Origin of the sequence: Streptomyces sp. NPDC051963 (assembly GCF_044593495.1) — a bacterium.
In the GTDB taxonomy this organism is placed as follows: domain Bacteria; phylum Actinomycetota; class Actinomycetes; order Streptomycetales; family Streptomycetaceae; genus Streptomyces.
Genome location: NZ_JBIUCC010000009.1, coordinates 391,721 through 413,498 on the forward strand (window position 1 = coordinate 391,721; position 21,778 = coordinate 413,498).

17 protein-coding genes are annotated in these 21,778 nt (G+C 68.6%); 1 reads left to right on the plus strand and 16 read right to left on the minus strand.

Translation table 11 applies throughout. The annotated features are described in order from the left end of the window. Window positions 1-138: 138 nt before the first annotated feature. The 15 genes from recQ to ACIHFB_RS36290 form a co-directional block, all read right to left on the minus strand. Window positions 139-2,121, minus strand: a complete 1,983-nt coding sequence (gene recQ, locus ACIHFB_RS36220; RefSeq protein ID WP_365281311.1) for a DNA helicase RecQ — start codon at window positions 2,119-2,121, stop codon at window positions 139-141. A gap of 217 nt (window positions 2,122-2,338) precedes the next feature. Continuing rightward, entirely contained in the window at window positions 2,339-3,988 is a 1,650-nt protein-coding gene (nuoN, locus tag ACIHFB_RS36225) for an NADH-quinone oxidoreductase subunit NuoN (protein WP_365281314.1), read from the minus strand. Beyond that, window positions 3,985-5,556 carry an NADH-quinone oxidoreductase subunit M gene (locus tag ACIHFB_RS36230; protein WP_365281317.1) on the minus strand — a complete coding sequence of 524 codons (1,572 nt, stop codon included), beginning with the start codon at window positions 5,554-5,556 and terminating at the stop codon, window positions 3,985-3,987. Before ACIHFB_RS36230 ends, nuoN begins: the two co-directional genes overlap by 4 nt. Before the next feature lie 5 nt (window positions 5,557-5,561). Next, on the minus strand, window positions 5,562-7,475 hold the full coding sequence (gene nuoL / locus ACIHFB_RS36235; protein WP_400129108.1) for an NADH-quinone oxidoreductase subunit L: 1,914 nt from the start codon (window positions 7,473-7,475) through the stop codon (window positions 5,562-5,564). Window positions 7,476-7,489: 14 nt separating this feature from the next. Beyond that, window positions 7,490-7,789, minus strand: a complete 300-nt coding sequence (gene nuoK / locus ACIHFB_RS36240) for an NADH-quinone oxidoreductase subunit NuoK (RefSeq protein WP_365281323.1) — start codon at window positions 7,787-7,789, stop codon at window positions 7,490-7,492. Then, window positions 7,786-8,604, minus strand: a complete 819-nt coding sequence (locus ACIHFB_RS36245; RefSeq protein ID WP_365281326.1) for an NADH-quinone oxidoreductase subunit J — start codon at window positions 8,602-8,604, stop codon at window positions 7,786-7,788. Before ACIHFB_RS36245 ends, nuoK begins: the two co-directional genes overlap by 4 nt. Continuing rightward, window positions 8,601-9,212 (minus strand): NADH-quinone oxidoreductase subunit NuoI, encoded by a 612-nt coding sequence (gene nuoI / locus ACIHFB_RS36250; RefSeq protein WP_400129110.1) that lies wholly within the window; start codon window positions 9,210-9,212, stop codon window positions 8,601-8,603. The genes ACIHFB_RS36245 and nuoI overlap by 4 nt, the downstream gene beginning before the upstream one ends. After that, the gene (gene nuoH / locus ACIHFB_RS36255; RefSeq protein WP_400129111.1) at window positions 9,205-10,569 is read right to left on the minus strand and encodes an NADH-quinone oxidoreductase subunit NuoH; all 1,365 of its coding nucleotides are present in this window, start codon (window positions 10,567-10,569) and stop codon (window positions 9,205-9,207) included. Before nuoH ends, nuoI begins: the two co-directional genes overlap by 8 nt. Beyond that, window positions 10,566-13,070, minus strand: coding sequence for an NADH-quinone oxidoreductase subunit G (locus tag ACIHFB_RS36260; RefSeq protein WP_400129112.1), 2,505 nt, complete (start codon window positions 13,068-13,070; stop codon window positions 10,566-10,568). The genes nuoH and ACIHFB_RS36260 overlap by 4 nt, the downstream gene beginning before the upstream one ends. Next, window positions 13,067-14,413 carry an NADH-quinone oxidoreductase subunit NuoF gene (gene nuoF, locus ACIHFB_RS36265; RefSeq protein WP_400129113.1) on the minus strand — a complete coding sequence of 449 codons (1,347 nt, stop codon included), beginning with the start codon at window positions 14,411-14,413 and terminating at the stop codon, window positions 13,067-13,069. Before nuoF ends, ACIHFB_RS36260 begins: the two co-directional genes overlap by 4 nt. Next, window positions 14,413-15,246, minus strand: a complete 834-nt coding sequence (gene nuoE / locus ACIHFB_RS36270) for an NADH-quinone oxidoreductase subunit NuoE (RefSeq protein ID WP_365281672.1) — start codon at window positions 15,244-15,246, stop codon at window positions 14,413-14,415. The genes nuoF and nuoE overlap by 1 nt, the downstream gene beginning before the upstream one ends. 29 nt (window positions 15,247-15,275) lie before the next feature. Further along, a complete protein-coding gene (locus ACIHFB_RS36275) occupies window positions 15,276-16,598 on the minus strand; it encodes an NADH-quinone oxidoreductase subunit D (RefSeq protein ID WP_365281340.1) in 1,323 nt (440 codons plus the stop codon). Then, window positions 16,595-17,344, minus strand: coding sequence for an NADH-quinone oxidoreductase subunit C (locus ACIHFB_RS36280; protein ID WP_365281343.1), 750 nt, complete (start codon window positions 17,342-17,344; stop codon window positions 16,595-16,597). The genes ACIHFB_RS36275 and ACIHFB_RS36280 overlap by 4 nt, the downstream gene beginning before the upstream one ends. After that, window positions 17,341-17,895 (minus strand): NADH-quinone oxidoreductase subunit B family protein, encoded by a 555-nt coding sequence (locus tag ACIHFB_RS36285; protein WP_043442859.1) that lies wholly within the window; start codon window positions 17,893-17,895, stop codon window positions 17,341-17,343. The genes ACIHFB_RS36280 and ACIHFB_RS36285 overlap by 4 nt, the downstream gene beginning before the upstream one ends. A gap of 14 nt (window positions 17,896-17,909) precedes the next feature. Beyond that, window positions 17,910-18,269, minus strand: a complete 360-nt coding sequence (locus tag ACIHFB_RS36290) for an NADH-quinone oxidoreductase subunit A (protein ID WP_007383963.1) — start codon at window positions 18,267-18,269, stop codon at window positions 17,910-17,912. A gap of 713 nt (window positions 18,270-18,982) precedes the next feature. On the opposite strand from ACIHFB_RS36290, the gene ACIHFB_RS36295 reads away from it, so the two are divergent. Further along, entirely contained in the window at window positions 18,983-19,810 is an 828-nt protein-coding gene (locus tag ACIHFB_RS36295; RefSeq protein WP_400129114.1) for a C40 family peptidase, read from the plus strand. Window positions 19,811-19,901: 91 nt separating this feature from the next. Here ACIHFB_RS36295 and ACIHFB_RS36300 read toward each other — a convergent pair whose 3' ends face one another. Further along, entirely contained in the window at window positions 19,902-21,716 is a 1,815-nt protein-coding gene (locus ACIHFB_RS36300) for an FAD-dependent oxidoreductase (RefSeq protein WP_400129115.1), read from the minus strand. Between the last annotated feature and the right edge of the window lie 62 nt (window positions 21,717-21,778).

Below are 21,778 nucleotides of genomic sequence, written 5' to 3' on the forward strand. Positions count from 1 at the left end.
GGAGTGCCGTCGGCCGATCCTGCTGAGGGCGGACGAGCCGACCGTGCTGAGGGCGGACCGGCCGACCCGGCAGAGAGCCGACGGGCCGACCCGGCAGAGGGCCGACGACCGACCGCTGAGGGCCGACGGCCCAGACCGTCATATCCAGTCGTCCGGTTCCGGTTCCGCGTCCATCTCGGGCCAGTGGTCGTCGTCTCCCGCCGCTCCGGCGGCCGCCGGAGCGGAGCCGGACGGCCCGCCCTCCAGCGAAGCCAGTACCGCGACGACGCCCTCCCCGTACGTGGCGAGCTTCTTCTCACCGACGCCGCTGATGCCGCCCAGCCCCCGCACCGACGTCGGCCACACCGTGACGATCTCCCGGAGCGTGGCGTCGTGGAAGATGACGTACGCCGGAACGCCCTGCTCGCGGGCCTGCTCGGCGCGCCAGGCACGCAGCGCCTCGAAGGCGGGCAGCAGCTCCTCGGGCAGCTCGGCCACGGCCGCCTTGGACTTGCCCGCGCCTCGGCCGGACGAAGAGGACGTGGTGCGCGCGGACGCCGGCTTCTTCGGCTCCTTGCGCAGCGGCACCTCCCGCTCCCGCCGCAGCACCGCCCCGCTGGCCTCGGTCAGCACCAGCGTGCCGTACTCCCCCTCGACCGCGAGCAGCCCCTGTGCCAGCAACTGCCTTACGACGCCCCGCCATTCGCCCTCGGACAGCTCCTCGCCGATACCGAAGACGGACAGCTGGTCATGGTCGAACTGGATCACCTTGCCGGTGCGCTTGCCCAGCAGGATGTCGACGATCTGCACCGCGCCGAACTTCTGCCCGCGCTCCCGCTGGAGCCGCACCACCGTCGACAGCGCCTTCTGCGCCGCGACGGTGCCGTCCCATGTCTCCGGCGGAGTCAGGCAGGTGTCGCAGTTGCCGCAGCCCGCCGGATCGGGGTCCTGACCGAAGTAGGCGAGGAGCTGTGCCCGGCGGCACTGCGCCGTCTCGCACAGGGCCAGCATGGAGTCCAGGTGGGCGGCGGCCCGTCGCCGGAACGCCTCGTCGCCCTCGCCCGACTGGATCAGTTTGCGCTGCTGTATGACGTCGTTGAGCCCGTACGCCATCCAGGCGTTGGACGGCAGCCCGTCTCGGCCCGCACGTCCTGTCTCCTGGTAGTACCCCTCCACCGACTTCGGCAGATCCAGATGCGCGACGAACCGTACGTCCGGCTTGTCGATGCCCATCCCGAAGGCGATGGTCGCCACCACGACCAGGCCGTCCTCCCGTAGGAACCGGGACTGGTGCGCCGCGCGCGTGCCCGAGTCCAGGCCGGCGTGGTACGGCACCGCCTCGATGCCGTTGCGGCTCAGGAACTCGGCCGTCGACTCCACCGACTTGCGGGAGAGGCAGTACACGATGCCCGCGTCGCCCGCGTGCTCCTCGCGCAGGAAGCCCAGCAGCTGCTTCTTGGGGTCGGCCTTCGGCACGATCCGGTACTGGATGTTGGGCCGGTCGAAGCTCGCCACGAAGTGGCGGGCCGTCGGCATGTTCAGCCGCTGGGTGATCTCCTGGTGGGTCGCGTGCGTGGCCGTGGCCGTGAGCGCGATCCGCGGGACGTCCGGCCAGCGCTCGCCGAGCAGGGAGAGGGCCAGGTAGTCGGGGCGGAAGTCGTGGCCCCACTGGGACACGCAGTGCGCCTCGTCGATCGCGAAGACGGCGATCTTGCCCCGGGAGAGCAGATCGAGGGTGGAGTCCAGCCGCAGTCGCTCGGGGGCCAGGTACAGCAGGTCCAGTTCGCCCGCCAGGAACTCGGCCTCGACCACCCGGCGCTCGTCGAAGTCCAGAGTGGAGTTCATGAACCCGGCGCGCACACCGAGCGCCCGCAGCGCGTCGACCTGGTCCTGCATCAGCGCGATGAGCGGCGAGACGACCACGCCCGTACCGGGTCTGACCAGGGACGGGATCTGATAGCACAGCGACTTGCCGCCGCCGGTCGGCATGAGCACGACGGCGTCTGAGCCGGCCACGACATGCTCGATGACCGCTTCCTGCTCGCCGCGGAAGGCGTCGTACCCGAAGACCCTGTGCAGCGTGGCAAGAGCCTCACTCTCGGCTACCGCTGTCATTCCACCGATCCCGCCCGTCCCACCCATCGCCGTGCCCCCGTACGTCGTGCCTCGACCACTGCGTCCACGATAGGCGCCCGCACCGACAGCCCCGGAGTTATCCACAGGCTTCACCCGTTCTCTCTCGTGATCGCCCGACAGGCTGGGGTGACGGCGACCCGATCCGGGAACCGACAGGCGCCCTCACACGCAACCGCCCGGCACCCCGAAACAGGGGTGCCGGGCGGCCGCATGTGCGGATCGGTCAGCGCACGAACACTCCCGCCTGGCTCGCCAGGTCCAGGAAGTACTGCGGTGCCACACCGAGTACCAGCGTGACGGCGACGCCCACCGCAATGGCCGTCGTCGTCATCGCCGACGGCACGGCGACGGTCGGGCCCTCGGGCCGCGGTTCGCTGAAGAACATCAGCACGATGACGCGGATGTAGAAGAACGCGGCGATCGCCGACGAGATCACGCCGACCACGACCAGCGGGGCCGCGCCGCCCTCCGCCGCCGCCTTGAACACGGCGAACTTCCCGGCGAAGCCGGAGGTCAGCGGAATGCCCGCGAAGGCCAGCAGGAACACCGCGAACACGGCCGCCACCAGCGGCGAACGGCGCCCGAGACCGGCCCACTTGGACAGGTGCGTCGCCTCACCACCGGCATCCCGTACGAGCGTGACCACCGCGAACGCGCCGATCGTCACGAACGAGTAGGCGGCCAGATAGAAGAGGACGGACGACACTCCGTCCGGCGTGGTCGCGATGACGCCCGCGAGGATGAAGCCCGCGTGCGCGATCGACGAGTACGCCAGCAGGCGCTTGATGTCGGTCTGTGTGATCGCGACGATCGCACCGCCGAGCATGGTGACGATCGCGACCGCCCACATGACCGGCCGCCAGTCCCAGCGCAGGCCGGGCAGCACGACGTACAGGATCCTGAGCAGCGCTCCGAACGCGGCCACCTTGGTCGCGGCCGCCATGAAGCCGGTGACCGGGGTCGGCGCGCCCTGATAGACGTCCGGCGTCCACATGTGGAACGGCACCGCGCCCACCTTGAACAGCAGGCCCATCACGATCATCGCGGCGCCGATGAGCAGCAGTGCGTCGTTGCCCATGGTGTCCGCGAGGGCCGGGGTGACGTTCGTGACCGTGCCGTCGACGACCTGGGCGATCGTGGCGTACGACACCGAGCCCGCGTAGCCGTACAGCAGCGCGATGCCGAACAGCGTGAACGCGGAGGCGAACGCGCCGAGCAGGAAGTACTTGACCGCGGCCTCCTGCGACATCAGCCGCTTGCGGCGGGCGAGCGCGCACAGCAGGTACAGCGGCAGCGAGAAGACTTCCAGGGCGATGAACAGCGTCAACAGGTCATTGGCCGCGGGGAAGACCAGCATGCCCGCGATCGCGAACAGCAGCAGGGGGAACACCTCGGTGGTGGTGAACCCCGCCTTGACCGCGGCCTTTTCGCTGTCGCTGCCCGGCACGGAGGCGGCCTGCGCGGCGAACGAGTCCACCCGGTTGCCGTGCGCCGCCGGGTCCAACCTCCGTTCGGCGAAGGTGAACAGGCCCACCAGACCGGCCAGCAGGATGGTGCCCTGGAGGAACAGTGCCGGGCCGTCGACGGCGATCGCTCCCATCGCCGCGATGCCCGCACGGGTGGTGCCGTATCCGTCCGCCGCGAGCGCGACGACCGCGGCGAACGCGGCGACGAGCGCGACCACGGAGACGAACACCTGCACGTAGTAGCGGGCCTTGCGCGGCACCAGCGCCTCGACCAGTACCCCGACCACCGCCGCACCGACGACGATCAGGGTCGGCGACAATTGTCCGTATTCGATCTTCGGCGACTCGATCTTCGAGATCGGATCGGCCGCGGTTGTCCACAGGCTGTGGACGACTGCTGTACTCACTTGGCCGCCTCCACCTCGGGCTGGGGATCCTTCTGGTCCACGTCGGACATGGTCTGCTGGACCGCCGGGTTGACGATGTCCGTGACGGGCTTCGGGTAGACGCCCAGGACGATCAGCAACGCGACCAGCGGGGCGACGACCACGAGTTCACGCACCCTGAGATCCGGCATCGCCGCCACTTCGGGCTTCACCGGGCCGGTCATCGTCCTCTGGTAGAGGACGAGGGTGTACAGCGCGGCGAGGACGATGCCGAAGGTGGCGATGATGCCGATCACCGGGTAGCGCGCGAACGTGCCGACCAGGACCAGGAATTCACTCACGAAGGGCGCGAGCCCCGGCAGCGACAGGGTCGCCAGACCTCCGATCAGGAAGGTCCCGGCGAGCACCGGAGCGACCTTCTGCACGCCTCCGTAGTCCGCGATGAGCCGCGAGCCGCGCCGCGAGATCAGGAAGCCGGCCACCAGCATCAACGCGGCCGTCGAGATTCCGTGGTTGACCATGTACAGCGTCGCGCCCGACTGGCCCTGGCTGGTCATCGCGAAGATGCCCATGATGATGAACCCGAAGTGCGAGATCGACGCGTACGCCACCAGCCGCTTGATGTCCCGCTGGCCCACGGCGACCAGCGCCCCGTAGATGATGCTGATCAGCGCCAGTACGAGGATGGCGGGCGTCGCCCACTTCGACGCCTCCGGGAACAGCTGGAGGCAGAAGCGGAGCATCGCGAAGGTGCCCACCTTGTCGACGACCGCCGTGATGAGGACGGCGACCGGAGCGGTGGCCTCCCCCATCGCGTTGGGCAGCCAGGTGTGCAGCGGCCACAGCGGGGCCTTCACCGCGAAGGCGAAGAAGAAGCCCAGGAACAGCCAGCGTTCGGTGTTGGTCGCCATGTCGAGCGAGCCGTTGGCCCGCGCCTCGGCGATCTCCGTCAGCGAGAAGTTCCCGGCGACCACATACAGGCCGATCACCGCGGCCAGCATGATCAGGCCGCCGACCAGGTTGTAGAGCAGGAACTTCACCGCCGCGTACGACCGTTGCGTCGACGCCGCCTTCTCTCCGTGCTCGTGGGCACGGTCCCCGAAGCCGCCGATGAGGAAGTACATCGGGATCAGCATGGCTTCGAAGAAGATGTAGAAGAGGAAGACGTCGGTGGCCTCGAAGGAGATGATCACCATCGCCTCGACGGCCAGGATGAGGGCGAAGAAGCCCTGCGTCGGACGCCAGCGCCTGCTTCCGGTCTCCAGGGGGTCGGCGTCGTGCCAGCCCGCGAGGATGATGAACGGGATCAGCAGGGCGGTCAGCACGAGCAGCACCACCGCGATGCCGTCCACACCCAGCTCGTATTTGACCCCGAACTCCGCGATCCAGGCGTGGGATTCGGTGAGCTGGTAGCGGTCGCCGTCCGGATCGAAACGCACCAGCGTCGTGATGGCCAGCCCGAGGGTGGCCAACGAGACCAGCAGCGCCAGCCACTTGGCGGCGGTGCGCTGCGCGGCCGGTACGGCGGCCGTGGCGATCGCCCCGATGGCCGGGAGCGCCGCCGTCGCTGTCAGCAGTGGAAAGGACATCGGTATCAGACCGCCCTCATCAGCAGGGTCGCGGCGACGAGGATGGCCGCACCGCCGAACATCGAGAACGCGTACGACCGCGCATAGCCGTTCTGCAGCTTGCGCAAGCGTCCGGAGAGGCCGCCGACCGAGGCCGCCGTGCCGTTGACGACTCCGTCGACCAGGGTGTGGTCGACGTACACCAGGGACCGCGTGAGGTGCTCGCCGCCGCGGACCAGGACGACGTGGTTGAAGTCGTCCTGGAGCAGGTCGCGGCGGGCGGCCCGGGTGAGCAGCGATCCGCGCGGGGCGAGGACCGGGACCGGGCGGCGGCCGTACTGGGCGTAGGCGAGGGCGACGCCGAGCACCAGGACCACCATGGTGGCCAGGGTGACCGTGGTCGCGCTGAGCGGAGAGTCGCCGTGGTCGTGCCCGGTGACGGGCTCCAGCCAGTGCAGGAAGCGGTCGCCGATGCTGAAGAACCCGCCGGCGAAGACCGATCCGAAGGCCAGCACGATCATCGGGATCGTCATGGACCGCGGCGACTCGTGCGGGTGCGGCTCATGGCCGTCCGCATCGGGCTGCCAGCGCTTCTCGCCGAAGAAGGTCATCAGCATCACGCGCGTCATGTAGAACGCCGTGATGGCCGCGCCCAGCAGGGCCGCGCCGCCGAGGATCCAGCCCTCTGTGCCGCCCTTGGCGAACGCCGCCTCGATGATCTTGTCCTTGGAGAAGAAGCCGGACAGGCCGGGGAAGCCGATGATGGCGAGATAGCCGAGGCCGAAGGTGACGAAGGTGATCGGCATGTAGGTGCGCAGGCCACCGTACTTGCGCATGTCGACCTCGTCGTTCATGCCGTGCATCACCGAACCGGCGCCGAGGAACAGCCCGGCCTTGAAGAAGCCGTGCGTCACCAGGTGCATGATCGCGAAGACGTAGCCGATGGGGCCGAGGCCCGCGGCGAGGATCATGTAGCCGATCTGCGACATGGTCGAGCCGGCCAGCGCCTTCTTGATGTCGTCCTTCGCGCAACCGACGATCGCACCGAACAGGAGCGTGACGGCACCGACGATGGTGACCACCAGCTGCGCGTCGGGCGCCGCGTTGAAGATCGCGCCGGAGCGGACGATCAGGTAGACGCCCGCGGTCACCATCGTCGCGGCGTGGATGAGGGCCGAGACCGGGGTCGGGCCCTCCATCGCGTCCCCGAGCCAGGACTGAAGCGGCACCTGGGCGGACTTGCCGCAGGCTGCCAGGAGCAGCATCAGGGCGATACCCGTGAGTGTGCCCTCGCTCGCGTCCGAGGAGAGGCCCGCCTCTTCGTGGGTGCCGAGCACCGGGCCGAACGCGAAGGTCCCGAACGTCGTGAACATCAGCATGATCGCGATCGACAGGCCCATGTCGCCGACCCGGTTGACCAGGAAGGCCTTCTTGGCGGCGGTCGCCGCGCTGGGCTTGTGCTGCCAGAAGCCGATCAGCAGGTAGGACGCGAGACCGACGCCCTCCCAGCCGACGTACAGCAGGAGGTAGTTGTCGGCTAGGACGAGCAGCAGCATCGCCGCGAGGAACAGGTTCAGGTAGCCGAAGAAGCGGCGGCGCCGCTCGTCGTGCTCCATGTACCCGATCGAGTAGAGGTGGATCAGCGAGCCGACGCCGGTGATCAGCAGCACGAACGTCATCGACAGCTGGTCGAGCTGGAAGGCGACGTCCGCCTGGAAGCTCTCGACCGGTACCCAGCTGAACAGGTGCTGGCTGAGCTCGCGTTCCTCGGCGCCCTTCCCCAGCATGTCGACGAAGAGGACGACGCCGATCACGAAGGAAGCGGCCGCGAGGACCGTCCCGATCCAGTGGCCGACGGCATCGAGCCGCCGACCGCCGCACAGCAGTACGGCCGCTCCGAGCAGAGGCGCCGCGATCAGCAGCGCAATCAGGTTCTCCACGATTCAGCGACCCCTCAGAGCTTCATCAGGCTGGCGTCGTCGACCGAGGCCGAGTGGCGGGAACGGAACAGCGACACGATGATCGCGAGCCCGACCACGACCTCCGCGGCGGCGACGACCATCGTGAAGAACGCGATGACCTGACCGTCGAGATTGCCGTGCATCCGGGAGAAGGCGACCAGCGCGAGGTTGCAGGCGTTGAGCATCAGCTCGACGCACATGAAGAGGACGATCGCGTTCCGCCGGATGAGCACGCCGGTGGCGCCGATCGTGAACAACAGGGCGGCGAGATACACGTAGTTGACCGGGTTCACTTCGACGCCTCCCCGCTGTTCGTGCGCTCCAGACGGTCTTCGGCGCGCTGCTCCAGGGCCTTGAGGTCGCTGATCGCCTCGGCGGACACATCACGGATCTGGCCGCGCTCACGCAGCGTCTTGCTGACGGTGAGCTCGGACGGGGTGCCGTCGGGCAGGAGGCCCGCGATGTCCACCGCGTTGTGCCGGGCGTAGACACCGGGCGCGGGCAGCGGCGGAAGGTGCTTGCCCTCGCGCACGCGCTCCTCGGCCAGCTCGCGCTGGGTCTTGGCCCGCTCGGTGCGCTCGCGGTGGGTGAGGACCATGGCGCCGATGGCCGCCGTGATGAGCAGGGCTCCGGTGATTTCGAAGGCGAAGACGTACTTGGTGAAGAGGAGGGTCGCGATGCCCTCCACATTGCCGTTCGCGTTCGCCTGCGCCAGGCCGTTGAACTCCTTCAGGGAGGCGTTGCCGATGCCCGCGACCAGGAGGATGCCGAAGCCGAGCCCGCAGAGAAGGGCCAGCCAACGCTGGCCCTTGATGGTCTCCTTCAAGGAGTCCGCCGCCGTCACGCCGACGAGCATCACCACGAAGAGGAACAGCATCATGATCGCGCCGGTGTAGACGACGATCTGCACGACGCCCAGGAAGTAGGCGCCGTTGGCGAGGTAGAACACCGCCAGAATGATCATGGTCCCGGCGAGGCAGAGCGCGCTGTGCACGGCCCTTCTCATGAAGACGGTGCACAGGGCGCCGATCACCGCGACGGTGCCGAGGACCCAGAACTGGAAGGCCTCTCCGGTGGAGGTCGAATAGGCGGCGAGCTGCGCGCTCATGCGCCCACCCCCTTTTCCTCGGGCTTCTCTCCCTTGGAGACGGCCGTCTGCGGCTCGGTGCCGGGCGCGGCCTCCGTGACCAGGCCCCGGTAGTAGTCCTGCTCGTCCATCCCCGGGTAGATGGCGTGCGGCGAGTCGACCATGCCGTCCTCGAGGCCGGCCAGCAGCTGCTCCTTGGTGTAGATCAGGTTGGCGCGGCTGGAGTCGGCGAGCTCGAACTCGTTCGTCATCGTCAACGCGCGCGTGGGGCACGCCTCGATGCACAGGCCGCACAGGATGCAGCGGGCGTAATTGATCTGGTAGACGCGGCCGTACCGCTCGCCCGGCGAGTAGCGCTCCTCGTCCGTGTTGTCCGCGCCCTCGACATAGATCGCGTCGGCGGGACAGGCCCAGGCGCACAGCTCGCAGCCGACGCACTTCTCCAGGCCGTCCGGATGGCGGTTGAGCTGGTGCCGTCCGTGGAACCGTGGGGCGGTGGTCTTCTGCTGCTCCGGGTACTGCTCGGTCAGCCGCTTCTTGAACATGGCCTTGAAGGTCACGCCGAAGCCGGCCACGGGGTTCTGGAAACCAGGCTTCGTCTGCCCGGCCTCCTTGGGCTCCTCAGCCATCGGACGCCTCCTTTCCATCCAGAGATCCGTCACTGGCAGTATCCGGCCCACCACTGACAATCAACTCCCGCTCGCGGCGCGAACGGCGCCGGGGCACCGGCGGCAACTCCTGTCCCGGCAGTGGCGGTACGGGGAATCCGCCCGCCATCGGGTCGAAGGCCGGGGGCCCTTCGGCGGACCGGTCGGCCGCCTTCCCCTTCTCGCGGAACATGTCGGCGAGGAAGGAGAGCAGCAGCAGGGCGAGGACACCGCCACCGACATAGAGGGCGATATCGGCGAAGTCGTAGTTCTCGTTCCGCAGCGTCCGCACCGTGGCGACCAGCATCAGCCAGACCACGGAGACCGGGATGAGAACCTTCCAGCCGAGCTTCATCAGCTGGTCGTAGCGGACCCGCGGGAGCGTGCCGCGCAGCCAGATGAAGAAGAACAACAGCAACTGGACCTTGACGACGAACCAGAGCATCGGCCACCAGCCGTGGTTCGCGCCCTCCCAGAAGGTGCTGACCGGCCAGGGTGCCCGCCAGCCGCCCAGGAAGAGCGTGGTCGCCACCGCCGAGACGGTCACCATGTTCACGTACTCGGCGAGCATGAACATCGCGAACTTGATCGACGAGTACTCGGTGTTGAAGCCGCCGACCAGGTCGCCCTCGGACTCCGGCATGTCGAACGGCGCGCGGTTGGTCTCGCCGACCATCGTGACGATGTAGATCACGAAGGAGACCGGCAGCAGGATGATGTACCAGCGGTCCTGCTGCGCCTCGACGATCGCCGACGTGGACATCGACCCCGAGTAGAGGAAGACGGAGGCGAAGGCGGCGCCCATGGCGATCTCGTACGAGATCATCTGTGCGCAGGAGCGCAGGCCGCCGAGGAGCGGATAGGTGGATCCGGAACTCCAGCCCGCAAGGACGATGCCGTAGATGCCGACCGAGGCGACCGCGAGGATGTAGAGCATCGCGATCGGCAGGTCGGTGAGCTGCATCGTGGTGCGGTGGCCGAAGATCGAGATCTCGTTGCCGGCCGGCCCGAAGGGGATCACCGCGATCGCCATGAAGGCCGGGACGGCCGCGACGATCGGCGCGAGGACGTAGACCGCCTTGTCCGCGCGTTTGACGATGAGGTCTTCCTTGAGCATCAGCTTGATGCCGTCGGCGAGCGACTGGAGCATGCCCCAGGGGCCGTGCCGGTTGGGGCCGATGCGCAGCTGCATCCAGGCAACGACCTTGCGCTCCCAGACGATGGAGAAGAGCACGGTCACCATCAGGAAGGCGAAGCAGAACACCGCCTTGATGACGACCAGCCACCAGGGGTCGCGGCCGAACATCGAGAGGTCTTCAGCGGCGAAGTACGCGTTCATGCCTCCACCTCCTTGGGGGCCTCGGACGGACGGGTTGCCGGGCCGATGCGGACGAGGGAGCCGGGCAGCGCCCCGGTGTCGGAGGCGACGCCCCCGCCGGTGGAGTTCAGCGGGAGCCAGACCACCCGGTCGGGCATCTCCGTGATCCTGAGGGGCAGTTCGACCGATCCCGCGGTTCCGGTCACGGCGAGGATGTCGCCGTCCTTGACGCCCGCCTCGGCGGCCGTCGCGGCCGACACACGCGCGTGGGCGGCGTGCCGGGTCCCGGCGAGCGCGTCGTCGCCTTCCTGGAGGCGACCCTGGTCGAGCAGCAACCGGTGTCCGGCGAGCACGGCCTCCCCGGCGGCCGGCCGCGGCAGCACGCCCGCGGTCTCCAGCGGTTCGGTGGCCCGCGGCCCGTCCCAGGCACCGAGCCGGTCCAGCTCCGCACGCGCGGTACGCAGATCCGGCAGCCCCAGGTGTACGTCCATGGCGTCGGCCAGCATCTGAAGTGCACGCGCGTCGGTCGGCGCGAGGGTGCGGGTCATCTGGTCGGGCTTGAGCGCGGCCTCGAAGAGACGCACTCGGCCTTCCCAGTTGAGGAACGTGCCGGCCTTCTCGGCCACCGCGGCGACGGGCAGCACGACGTCGGCGAGCTCGGTGACCTCGCTGGGCCGCAGCTCCAGTGACACCACGAAGCCCACCTCGTGAAGTGCTTCACGCGTGCGTGCCGGGTCGGGCAGGTCGGCGATCTCGACGCCCGCCACGAGCAGCGCCTGGAGTTCGCCGGCGACAGCGGCCTCGACGATCTGGCCGGTGTCACGGCCGTAGCGGTGCGGGAGTTCGGCGACACCCCAAACCGCTGCGACCTCCTCACGCGCGCGTGGGTCGGTGGCCGGGCGCCCGCCGGGCAGCACCGACGGCAGCGCACCCGCCTCGATCGCGCCCCGCTCGCCGGCCCGGCGCGGGATCCACACCAGTTGGGCGCCGGTCGCGGACGCGGCCCGTACCGCGGCGGTGAGCCCGCCCGCCACCGCGGCCAGCCGCTCACCGACGACGATCACCGCACCCTCGGTGCGCACCGCCTCGGCGGCTTTCGCGCCGTCGTCCTCCAGGCCCACCCCGCTCGCGAGCGCGTCCAGCCACTCGGTCTCGGTGCCGGGAGCGGCGGGCAGCAGCGTGCCTCCCGCCTTCTCCAGCCCACGCGTGGCGTGCGTGGCCAGCGCGAACACCTTCTGCCCGTGTCCCCGCCATGCCTTGCGCAGCCGCAGGAAGACGCCGGGCGCCTCCTCTTCGGCCTCGAACCCGACCAGCAGGACCGCGGGCGCCTTCTCCAGAGAGGTGTACGTGACGCCCGTACCGTCGAGATCCCGGCCCCGCCCGGCGACCCGGGCGGCCAGGAAGTCGGCCTCCTCGCCGGTGTGCACGCGCGCGCGGAAGTCGATGTCGTTCGTGTCGAGCGCCACGCGCGCGAACTTGCTGTAGGCGTAGGCATCCTCGACGGTGAGACGGCCGCCGGTCAGCACGCCGGTGCGACCACGTGAGGCGAGCAGCCCCTGGGCTGCGATCTGAAGGGCTTCGGGCCACGAAGCGGGGACCAGCTCGCCCTCGGCGTTGCGCACCAGCGGCGTATCGATCCGGCCCCGCTGCTGCGCGTACCGGAAGCCGAAGCGCCCCTTGTCGCAGATCCACTCTTCGTTGACCTCGGGGTCGTTGGCCGCGAGGCGTCGCATGACCTTGCCGCGCCGGTGGTCGGTGCGGGTCGCGCAGCCGCCGGAGCAGTGCTCGCACACGGAGTGCGAGGAGACGAGGTCGAAGGGGCGGGAGCGGAAGCGGTACGCCGCCGAGGTGAGCGCGCCGACCGGGCAGATCTGGATGGTGTTGCCGGAGAAGTACGACTCGAAGGGGTCGCCCTCACCGGTACCGACCTGCTGGAGCGCGCCCCGCTCGAGGAGCTCGATCATCGGGTCGCCCGCGATCTGGTTGGAGAACCGGGTGCAGCGGGCGCAGAGCACGCACCGCTCCCGGTCCAGCAGCACCTGCGTGGAGATCGGGACCGGCTTCTCGTAGGTCCGCTTCTTCCCTTCGAAGCGGGACTCGGCCTGGCCGTGCGACATGGCCTGGTTCTGCAGCGGGCACTCGCCGCCCTTGTCGCAGACAGGGCAGTCCAGCGGGTGGTTGATGAGCAGCAGCTCCATCACACCGTGCTGCGCCTTCTCGGCGACCGGCGAGGTGAGGTGGGTCTTCACCACCATCCCGTCCGTGCACGTGATCGTGCAGGACGCCATCGGCTTGCGCTGGCCCTCGACCTCGACGATGCACTGACGGCAGGCGCCGGCCGGATCGAGGAGGGGATGGTCGCAGAACCGGGGGATCTCGATGCCGAGTTGTTCGGCGGCCCGGATGACCAGGGTGCCCTTGGGCACGCTGATCTCCACGCCGTCGATCGTCAGCGTGACGAGGTCTTCCGGCGGGACCGCCGCCTCTCCCCCTCCGGAGGGAGCGTTGGTGGTCACGGTCATGCGTTCACCTCCGTGCGGTCGGCCCAGGCCGTCGACTTGGCCGGGTCGAAGGGGCAGCCGCGGCCCGTGATGTGCTGCTCGTACTCCTCGCGGAAGTACTTCAGCGAGGAGAAGATCGGCGAGGCGGCACCGTCGCCGAGGGCGCAGAAGGACTTGCCGTTGATGTTGTCGGCGATGTCGCCCAGCTTGTCGAGGTCGGTCATCACGCCCTTGCCGGCCTCGATGTCGCGCAGCAACTGCACGAGCCAGTACGTCCCTTCGCGGCACGGGGTGCACTTGCCGCAGGACTCGTGGGCGTAGAACTCGGTCCAGCGGGTGACGGCGCGCACGACGCAGGTCGTCTCGTCGAAGCACTGGAGGGCCTTCGTGCCGAGCATGGAACCCGCGGCGCCCACTCCTTCGTAGTCAAGAGGGACGTCGAGGTGCTCGTCGGTGAACATCGGCGTCGAGGACCCGCCCGGCGTCCAGAACTTGAGGCGATGCCCCGGCCGCATGCCACCGCTCATGTCGAGGAGCTGGCGGAGCGTGATGCCGAGCGGCGCCTCGTACTGGCCCGGATTGGTGACATGGCCGCTGAGCGAGTAGAGCGTGAAGCCAGGCGACTTCTCGCTGCCCATCGACCTGAACCATTCCTTGCCGTTTTTCAGGATGGCGGGAACTGACGCGATCGATTCGACGTTATTCACCACAGTCGGGCAGGCATAGAGGCCCGCGACGGCAGGGAAGGGGGGACGGAGCCGCGGTTGACCCCGACGGCCTTCGAGCGAGTCGAGCAGTGCGGTCTCTTCACCGCAGATGTACGCGCCGGCGCCCGCGTGCACGGTGATATCGAGATCGAGGCCGCTACCGAGGATGTTCTTGCCGAGGTAGCCGGCCGCATAGGCCTCGCTCACGGCCGAGTGCAACCGCCGCAGCACTGGGACGACTTCACCACGCAGATAGATGAAGGCATGCGACGACCTGATGGCATAACACGCGATGATCATGCCCTCGATGAGGCTGTGCGGGTTCGCGAAGAGGAGCGGGATGTCCTTACAGGTTCCCGGCTCCGATTCGTCGGCGTTGACAACTAGATAGTGCGGTTTTCCATCGCCCTGCGGAATGAACTGCCATTTCATTCCCGTCGGGAATCCCGCGCCACCGCGGCCACGCAGCCCGGACTCCTTCACATACGCGATGAGGTCGTCCGGCGACATGGCGAGTGCCTTGCGAAGCCCCTCGTATCCTTCGTGCCTTCGGTAGACGTCCAGCGTCCAGGACCTGTCCTCGTCCCAGAAGGCCGACAGCACGGGTGCGAGCAGCTTCTCCGGACTCGTGTCCTTGAACTCGGGTGCCAAGGTCATCACTCCCCCTCCTCGGCGGTAGGCCCTGCCGGGTGGGCCGGGTCGGAGGCCGATGTGTCCTGCGGCGCGTCGTGCGAGCTCAGGTGCTCCCCTGGCGACGGCTCGTGTACGGCCCTGTCCTGCGGCTCGGTGTGCGGGCCGCCCTCCCGCGGATGGACCACGCGCGCGGGTGCGACCTCTCCCCTGGCCAGGCGGAGGCCCACCAGCGAAGCGGGTCCCGCTCCGCCGCTTGCCTCGACGGCCCCGGGCCGCTCGTCGGGGAAGCCGGCCAGGATCCGGGCGGTCTCCTTGAAGCTGCACAGCGGCGCCCCGCGCGTGGGCTCGACCGGGCGCCCCGCACGGAGGTCGTCGACGAGGCGCTTGGCGCTCACCGGGCTCTGGTTGTCGAAGAACTCCCAGTTGACCATCACGACCGGCGCGAAGTCGCAGGCCGCATTGCACTCGATGTGTTCCAGGGTGACCTTGCCGTCCTCGGTGGTCTCCCCGTTGCCGACGCCGAGGTGCTCCTGGAGCTCCTCGAAGATCGCGTCCCCGCCCATCACCGCGCAGAGCGTGTTGGTGCAGACGCCTACCTGGTAGTCACCGCTCGGCCTGCGCCGGTACATCGTGTAGAAGGTCGCGACCGCGGTGACCTCGGCCGTGGTCAGGTCCAGCATGTCCGCGCAGAACTGCATCCCGGTGCGCGTGACATGGCCCTCCTCCGCCTGCACGAGGTGCAGCAACGGCAGGAGTGCGGACCGGGAGTCCGGGTAGCGGGCGATGACCTCGCGCGCGTCCGTCTCCAGCCGCGTTCGAACGTCGTCCGGGTAGTCGGGCGCGGGCAGTTGGGGCATGCCCAGGCTGACACCCTCGGGGGTGGTGGTCACCGGTCGACGCCTCCCATCACGGGGTCGATGGACGCGACGGCGACGATGACGTCGGCCACCTGGCCGCCCTCGCACATCGCCGCCATGGCCTGAAGATTGGTGAAGGACGGGTCGCGGAAGTGGACCCGGAAGGGGCGGGTGCCTCCGTCGGACACGGCGTGCACCCCGAGTTCGCCCTTGGGGGACTCGACCGCTGCGTACGCCTGCCCCGGCGGCACGCGGAAGCCCTCTGTCACCAGCTTGAAGTGGTGGATCAGGGCCTCCATGGAGGTGCCCATGATCTTCTTGATGTGATCGAGGGAGTTGCCGAGCCCGTCCGGTCCCAGCGCGAGCTGGGCGGGCCAGGCGATCTTCTTGTCGGCGACCATGACCGGTCCGGGCTGCAGCCGGTCCAGGCACTGCTCGACGATCCTGAGCGACTGGCGCATCTCTTCCAGGCGGATCAGGAAGCGGCCGTAGGAGTCGCAGGTGTCGGTGGTCGGGATGTCGAAGTCGTAGGTGTCGTAGTCGCAGTAGGGCTGCGTCTTGCGCAGGTCGTGCGGCAGGCCGGTGGAGCGCAGGATCGGGCCGGTGGCACCGAGGGCCATGCAGCCGGACAGGTCGAGATAGCCGACGTCCTGCATACGGGCCTTGAAGATGGGGTTCCCGGTGGCGAGCTTGTCGTACTCCGGGAGGTTCTTCTTCATCTTCTTCACGAACTCGCGGATGTGGTCCACCGCACCGGGCGGCAGATCCTGCGCGAGCCCGCCGGGGCGGATGTACGCGTGGTTCATCCTGAGGCCCGTGATGAGCTCGTAGATGTCGAGAATCATTTCACGATCACGGAATCCGTAGATCATGATCGTGGTGGCGCCGAGCTCCATGCCGCCGGTGGCGATGCACACCAGGTGGGACGACAGCCGGTTCAGCTCCATCAGGAGCACCCGGATGATCTTGGCGCGCTCGGTGATCTCGTCCTCGATGCCGAGGAGCTTCTCGACGGCGAGACAGTAGGCGGTCTCGTTGAAGAAGGACGTCAGGTAATCCATGCGCGTGACGAAGGTGGTGCCCTGCGTCCACGTGCGGAACTCGAGGTTCTTCTCGATGCCGGTGTGGAGGTAGCCGATGCCGCAGCGGGCCTCGGTGACCGTCTCGCCGTCGATCTCCAGGATCAGGCGGAGCACCCCATGGGTGGAGGGGTGCTGGGGGCCCATGTTGACGACGATGCGCTCGTCGTCGGCGCGGGCCGCGGACTGGACGACCTCGTCCCAGTCGCCACCGGTGACCGTGTACACGGTGCCCTCGGTGGTCTCACGCGGAGTTGCGTGCTGCGTGCTCATGAGTACGACCTCCGCTGGTCCGGAGCCGGGATCTGGGCGCCCTTGTACTCGACGGGGATGCCGCCGAGGGGGTAGTCCTTGCGCTGCGGGTGGCCCTGCCAGTCGTCCGGCATCATGATCCGCGTCAGGGCCGGGTGACCGTCGAAGACGATCCCGAAGAAGTCGTAGGTCTCGCGCTCGTGCCAGTCGTTCGTCGGATAGACGGAGACCAGGGACGGGATGTGCGGGTCGGCGTCCGGGGCGCTGACTTCGAGGCGGATCAGCCGGTTACGGGTGATCGAGCGCAGGTGGTAGACGGCGTGCAGCTCGCGGCCCTTGTCGTGGAGATAGTGGACACCGCTCACGCCCGTGCAGAGTTCGAAGCGCAGGGCGGGGTCGTCGCGCAGTGTGCGGGCGACACGGAGCAGGTGCTCACGTTCGATGTGGAAGGTGAGCTCGCCACGGTCGACGACCGTCTTCTCGATCGCGTTCTCGGGAAGGAGGCCCTGTTCCTCCAGTGCGCCCTCGAGCTCGTCGGCGACCTCGTCGAACCAGCCGCCGTAGGGGCGGGCGGTCGGTCCCGGCAGCCGGATCGAGCGGACCAGGCCGCCGTAGCCGGAGGTGTCGCCGCCGTTGCTGGCGCCGAACATGCCGCGCTGGACGCGGATCTCCTCACCGCCCTCGCCACGCTGGCCGGGGAGGTTGTCGGTGCCGAGGTCCTTCTCGGGGTTCACACCGTTCGCGCCGGTGCCGTTGGCGTCGCTCACCGCAGCAGCCCCTTCATCTCGATCGTCGGCAGGGCCTTGAGGGCCGCTTCCTCCGCTTCACGAGCCGCCTCCTCGGCGTTCACGCCGAGCTTGGAGGTCTGGATCTTGTGGTGGAGCTTGAGGATCGCGTCCATCAGCATCTCCGGCCGTGGCGGGCAGCCGGGCAGATAGATGTCGACCGGGACGATGTGGTCGACGCCCTGGACGATGGCGTAGTTGTTGAACATGCCGCCGGAGGAGGCGCACACCCCCATGGAGATCACCCACTTGGGGTTCGGCATCTGGTCATAGACCTGCCGCAGCACCGGCGCCATCTTCTGGCTGACCCGGCCCGCGACGATCATCAAGTCCGCCTGGCGCGGTGATCCGCGGAAGACCTCCATGCCGAAGCGCGCCAGGTCGTAGCGGCCGGCGCCGGTGGTCATCATCTCGATGGCGCAGCAGGCGAGGCCGAACGTGGCGGGGAAGACGGACGACTTACGCACCCAGCCCGCGGCCTGCTCGACGGTGGTCAGCAGGAAGCCGCTCGGCAGCTTTTCTTCGAGTCCCATGAGTTAAAGGCCCCTCAGTCCCATTCCAGACCGCCGCGCCGCCATACGTACGCGTAGGCCACGAAGACGGTGAGCACGAAGAGCAGCATCTCCACGAGCCCGAAAACACCCAGGGCGTCGAAGGTGACGGCCCACGGGTAGAGGAAGACGATCTCGATGTCGAAGACGATGAAGAGCATCGCCGTCAGGTAGTACTTGATGGGGAAGCGCCCGCCGCCGGCCGGCGTGGGGGTCGGCTCGATACCGCATTCGTAGGCCTCGAGCTTGGCCCGGTTGTACCGCTTCGGACCGATCAGCGTGGCCATGACCACGGAGAAGATCGCAAAGCCTGCCCCGAGGGCTCCCAGTACGAGGATGGGCGCATACGCGTTCACCGCTCCTCGCTCCTCTCAGTCGGCACTGACTGCTGGCGGTTGGTCGGGTTCACACCTGCCTCACCCGTCCCACGAGCCCCGCTCGTCCCGGCGAAGATCGAGAACATGTGAAGCAGGTCACAAGCCCAACTGCCTCGCATCTTATGCCCGGCACTCTGTGATCTGCGACACGGGGTATTGCACAAGCTTTGTGATCTCCACCACCTGACGAAGGATCATGAAGTCGGATGAGCGGTGATCTTCGCACAAGAAGCGTCGGACTGATCACCAGAGGTGATATTTCCGCTCGTCGGCGCAGTTGGGAGGCGGCGTCTCCATATCAAGAGACTTCCCTTGCATGCAAATTCGCGCTGGACGGGACGCCTTGGTAGAGGACCGCGTTCACACATCAGAGGGAGGTGCGGGGCGCGGTGTGGACGCGTGCACGCGTTCACGAGCGGATCCACTGAAGGCGCGCACACAGGACGCACTCAATGCCGTGACCGTTGCGTGACCTCGGACACACTCATGAGAGGCGTCTGAGAGCGGGGCTTGGCCACCTGTCCCAACCGGTGGTAGGTGGGGGGCAATTCGGGCGTATCAAAGAAAGGCCGTGATCACCGGCGGAATGGACTGCGTCCGCAATGTCCGTTACGGCGTCAATAAAGAGTGACGCGCCCGGGATTCGGGGCGCCGATTGAACAACTGTGGCGCACCACACGTTTCTTGAAGGTATGGAGGAGCCCCTGATACCGGTTAGTCCCATGTCCCACACCGCTCACATACGCAGCCACCGGAAACCCCGCCGCAACGCGTCGACAGTCGCGATGCGTGCCGGAGTTGCCGGTGGCATCCTCAGCACCGTGGCAGTGGCCGGCGCGTCCGCTTCGGCGAACGCTGCCGAGCCGGTGACGCAGACGCTCGAACTGCCCACGCTCACCGCCGACCTGGCAGGCCAGGTCGAGCAGTCCGCGGTGGCCACCCAGCTGGCCGCGGCCACCTACGAGCTTCAGGCCGAGCGTGACGCGGCCGCCGCAAAGGCAGCTCAGGAGGCCAAGAAGGACCTCGCCGAGGCGAAGCAGAAGGCCGAGGCCAAGAAGAAGGCTGAGGAGGCCCGCAGGGCCGCCGCCGAGGCCGCCACCTCCCGCGCTTCCGAGCGGACCACGCTCTCCGCCGACACCTCCACGTCGGTGTCCGCCCCGGCCAGCGGCAGTGTCGCGACGGTCATCTCCTTCCTCCAGGCCCAGCTGGGCGACGCCTACGTCATGGGTGCCTCCGGCCCCGACGCGTGGGACTGCTCCAGCCTGGTGCAGGCCGCGTTCAAGCAGGTCGGCGTGGACCTTCCGCGGGTCTCGCAGGACCAGTCGATGGCCGGCACCGATGTCCCCCTGTCCGATGTTCAGGTCGGCGACATCCTGTACTGGGGCGGCAAGGGATCCGCGTACCACGTGGGCGTCTACGTCGGGAACGGCCAGTACCTGGACGCGGCGAACCCGTCCAAGGGCGTTGTGGTCCAGGACCTGTCCGGGTACCCGGCGTCCGGTGCGGTGCGCGTGCTCTGAGCCGCGCACAGCGAACGTACGACCGGAAGGGCCGCAGCCGCTCGGGGGCAGCGGCCCTTCCGGAGTTCCCTCCGGGCGTTCTCCGGGGCGTTCAGCCGAGGTCGAAGGTGTTGGGCAGACCCAGCCGGTAGCGGACCTCGTCGATGCGTTTCAGGGGCTCCATCTCCGGCGGGCGGAACAGCTCCTGGATCTCACAGCGCTCGGCGTCCGAATTGTCCGCGTCCAGCAGCGCGTTGACGGCCAGCCGCGCGGACTCGTTGGCGCCCTCCATCGTCGCCAGGTCCACATCCGTGCGGACGTAGTCGCCCGCGAGATAGAAGCCGGGCACCTTTGTGCGGGCCGTGGGGCGGCTGTAGAGCGTGCCCGTGGGGTGGATGAGGAGTTGCTCGCGGTTCTGCGGGTCACCGCCGCCCAGGCCCGTCACAGCCGGGTCCATGAACCAGCCGAGCCGGTCCTCGTCGGTGAGGGTCGTCTTGCCGGAGTCGTTCAGACCGTCCTTCAGTTGGGCCCAGAGCTCGGCGACGACCTCCTCGCGTGTGCACTCACGGGCCGTCTTGCCGTACAGGATGCCCGGCTTGTCCCACTCGGAGACGATGGCCGAAAGGCAGTCGTGGGCCCGGCCGTCTCCGTAGTCGCGTGCGAAGTCCCGTCCGTCCCAGAACTGGGCCTGGCCGACGGCCGTGACCGACCAGGGTGAGTCGAGGCAGTTGATGTGCCCGTTGACGACGGGCGTCGGGGTGCGCAGGTAGAACATCACGCCGACCATCCAGTCCGTCTGAAGCGCGTCGCAGCGCCCGAGCTGCCGGTCGGCCGCGCGCAGGGCGGAGCCCCACGTGAGACGGGCGTGTTCGACGGGGAGGGCGGAGATGTAGTGGTCGGAGGTGACGGTGCGGTCCTGGCCGCCGTCGCGCGCGGAGACCCGTACGCCGCTCACCCGGCCGCCTTCGTACTGGATCTCCTTGACCTCGGTCCCCAGCACGAACTCGACGCCGAGGGAGCGCAGATGGGTCTCCCACGGATCGATCCAGGCCTCGCTGGTGGGAGCGTTGAGGACCCGGTCGACATCGGCGTCGCCGTCCATGCCGCGGCCGAGGAGACCCCACAGCAGCAGGGCCTCGATGATGATGCGGCCGACGGTTCGGGTGGAGGCGACCTCCGCGCGCGTGGCCACCAGATTGCGGGTCTGGCCGATGCCGAGGAGGGTCTGGTACTCCTCGCTCATCTCCTCCGCGCGGATGAAGTCCCACCAGGAGGTCTTCTCCCACTGGTCCTGGCGGCGGGCCTCGCAGCTGGTGAGGTGGACGAGGAGGCGGTCGGCGAAGTAGGCGGCCTCGTGGGCGGGCAGGCGGGTGCCGAGGTCGAGGACGGACAGGAGCTGGTCCCGTATCCAGGACGGGGTGAGGTCGCCGGGGGCGGGCGGGGTGGTGAGGCGGCGCAGCGGGAAGTGCAGATCGGGGCGGCCGGCCGCACGGGCGAAGAGGGCCTCCGTGCCGCTGCGGAGGTTGTCGTGGACTCCGTTCGCGTTGCCGGGGAAGGGTATGCGGCGCATCGTGTCCGGCAGGTTGCGGTAGAAGCCGGGGAAGAACCGGAAGCCGTGTTCGGCGGGCAGGTCCGCCCTTCCTCCGGCCGCCGTGCCGGGGAAGGGCATCGAGCGGGCCTTGCCGCCGAGGGTGTCGTAGTACTCGTAGACGGTCACCGCGTAGCCGCGCTCGGCGAGTTCGTGGGCGGCGCTGAGTCCGGAGACCCCGCCACCGAGGACGGCGACGCGCTTGCCGGACGCCGCCGCGACCGCGCCCCCGGCAGCTCCTAACGCGAGGGCGACTCCCCCGGCGCCCGCCCCCGCCAGGAAGCGTCTACGGGTGTGACCGGACTGCTGCTCGGGCTGCTGCGTGTGTTCTGTTGTCATGACTACGGGAGGGTAGGGAGGGGCGCCGGAGGCCGGAACCCCGTTTCCCGGCCACCTACAGC

Bases quoted from the DNA above. Each gene is read 5' to 3' on its own strand.
- recQ (WP_365281311.1), bottom strand. From the start codon at position 2,121: ATGGGTGGGACGGGCGGGATCGGTGGAATGACAGCGGTAGCCGAGAGT.
- ACIHFB_RS36230 (WP_365281317.1), bottom strand. From the start codon at position 5,556: ATGTCCTTTCCACTGCTGACAGCGACGGCGGCGCTCCCGGCCATCGGG.
- ACIHFB_RS36245 (WP_365281326.1), bottom strand. From the start codon at position 8,604: ATGAGCGCGCAGCTCGCCGCCTATTCGACCTCCACCGGAGAGGCCTTC.
- nuoI (WP_400129110.1), bottom strand. From the start codon at position 9,212: ATGGCTGAGGAGCCCAAGGAGGCCGGGCAGACGAAGCCTGGTTTCCAG.
- nuoH (WP_400129111.1), bottom strand. From the start codon at position 10,569: ATGAACGCGTACTTCGCCGCTGAAGACCTCTCGATGTTCGGCCGCGAC.
- ACIHFB_RS36260 (WP_400129112.1), bottom strand. From the start codon at position 13,070: ATGACCGTGACCACCAACGCTCCCTCCGGAGGGGGAGAGGCGGCGGTC.
- nuoF (WP_400129113.1), bottom strand. From the start codon at position 14,413: ATGACCTTGGCACCCGAGTTCAAGGACACGAGTCCGGAGAAGCTGCTC.
- nuoE (WP_365281672.1), bottom strand. From the start codon at position 15,246: ATGCCCCAACTGCCCGCGCCCGACTACCCGGACGACGTTCGAACGCGG.
- ACIHFB_RS36275 (WP_365281340.1), bottom strand. From the start codon at position 16,598: ATGAGCACGCAGCACGCAACTCCGCGTGAGACCACCGAGGGCACCGTG.
- ACIHFB_RS36285 (WP_043442859.1), bottom strand. From the start codon at position 17,895: ATGGGACTCGAAGAAAAGCTGCCGAGCGGCTTCCTGCTGACCACCGTC.
- ACIHFB_RS36295 (WP_400129114.1), top strand. From the start codon at position 18,983: ATGGAGGAGCCCCTGATACCGGTTAGTCCCATGTCCCACACCGCTCAC.
- ACIHFB_RS36300 (WP_400129115.1), bottom strand. From the start codon at position 21,716: ATGACAACAGAACACACGCAGCAGCCCGAGCAGCAGTCCGGTCACACC.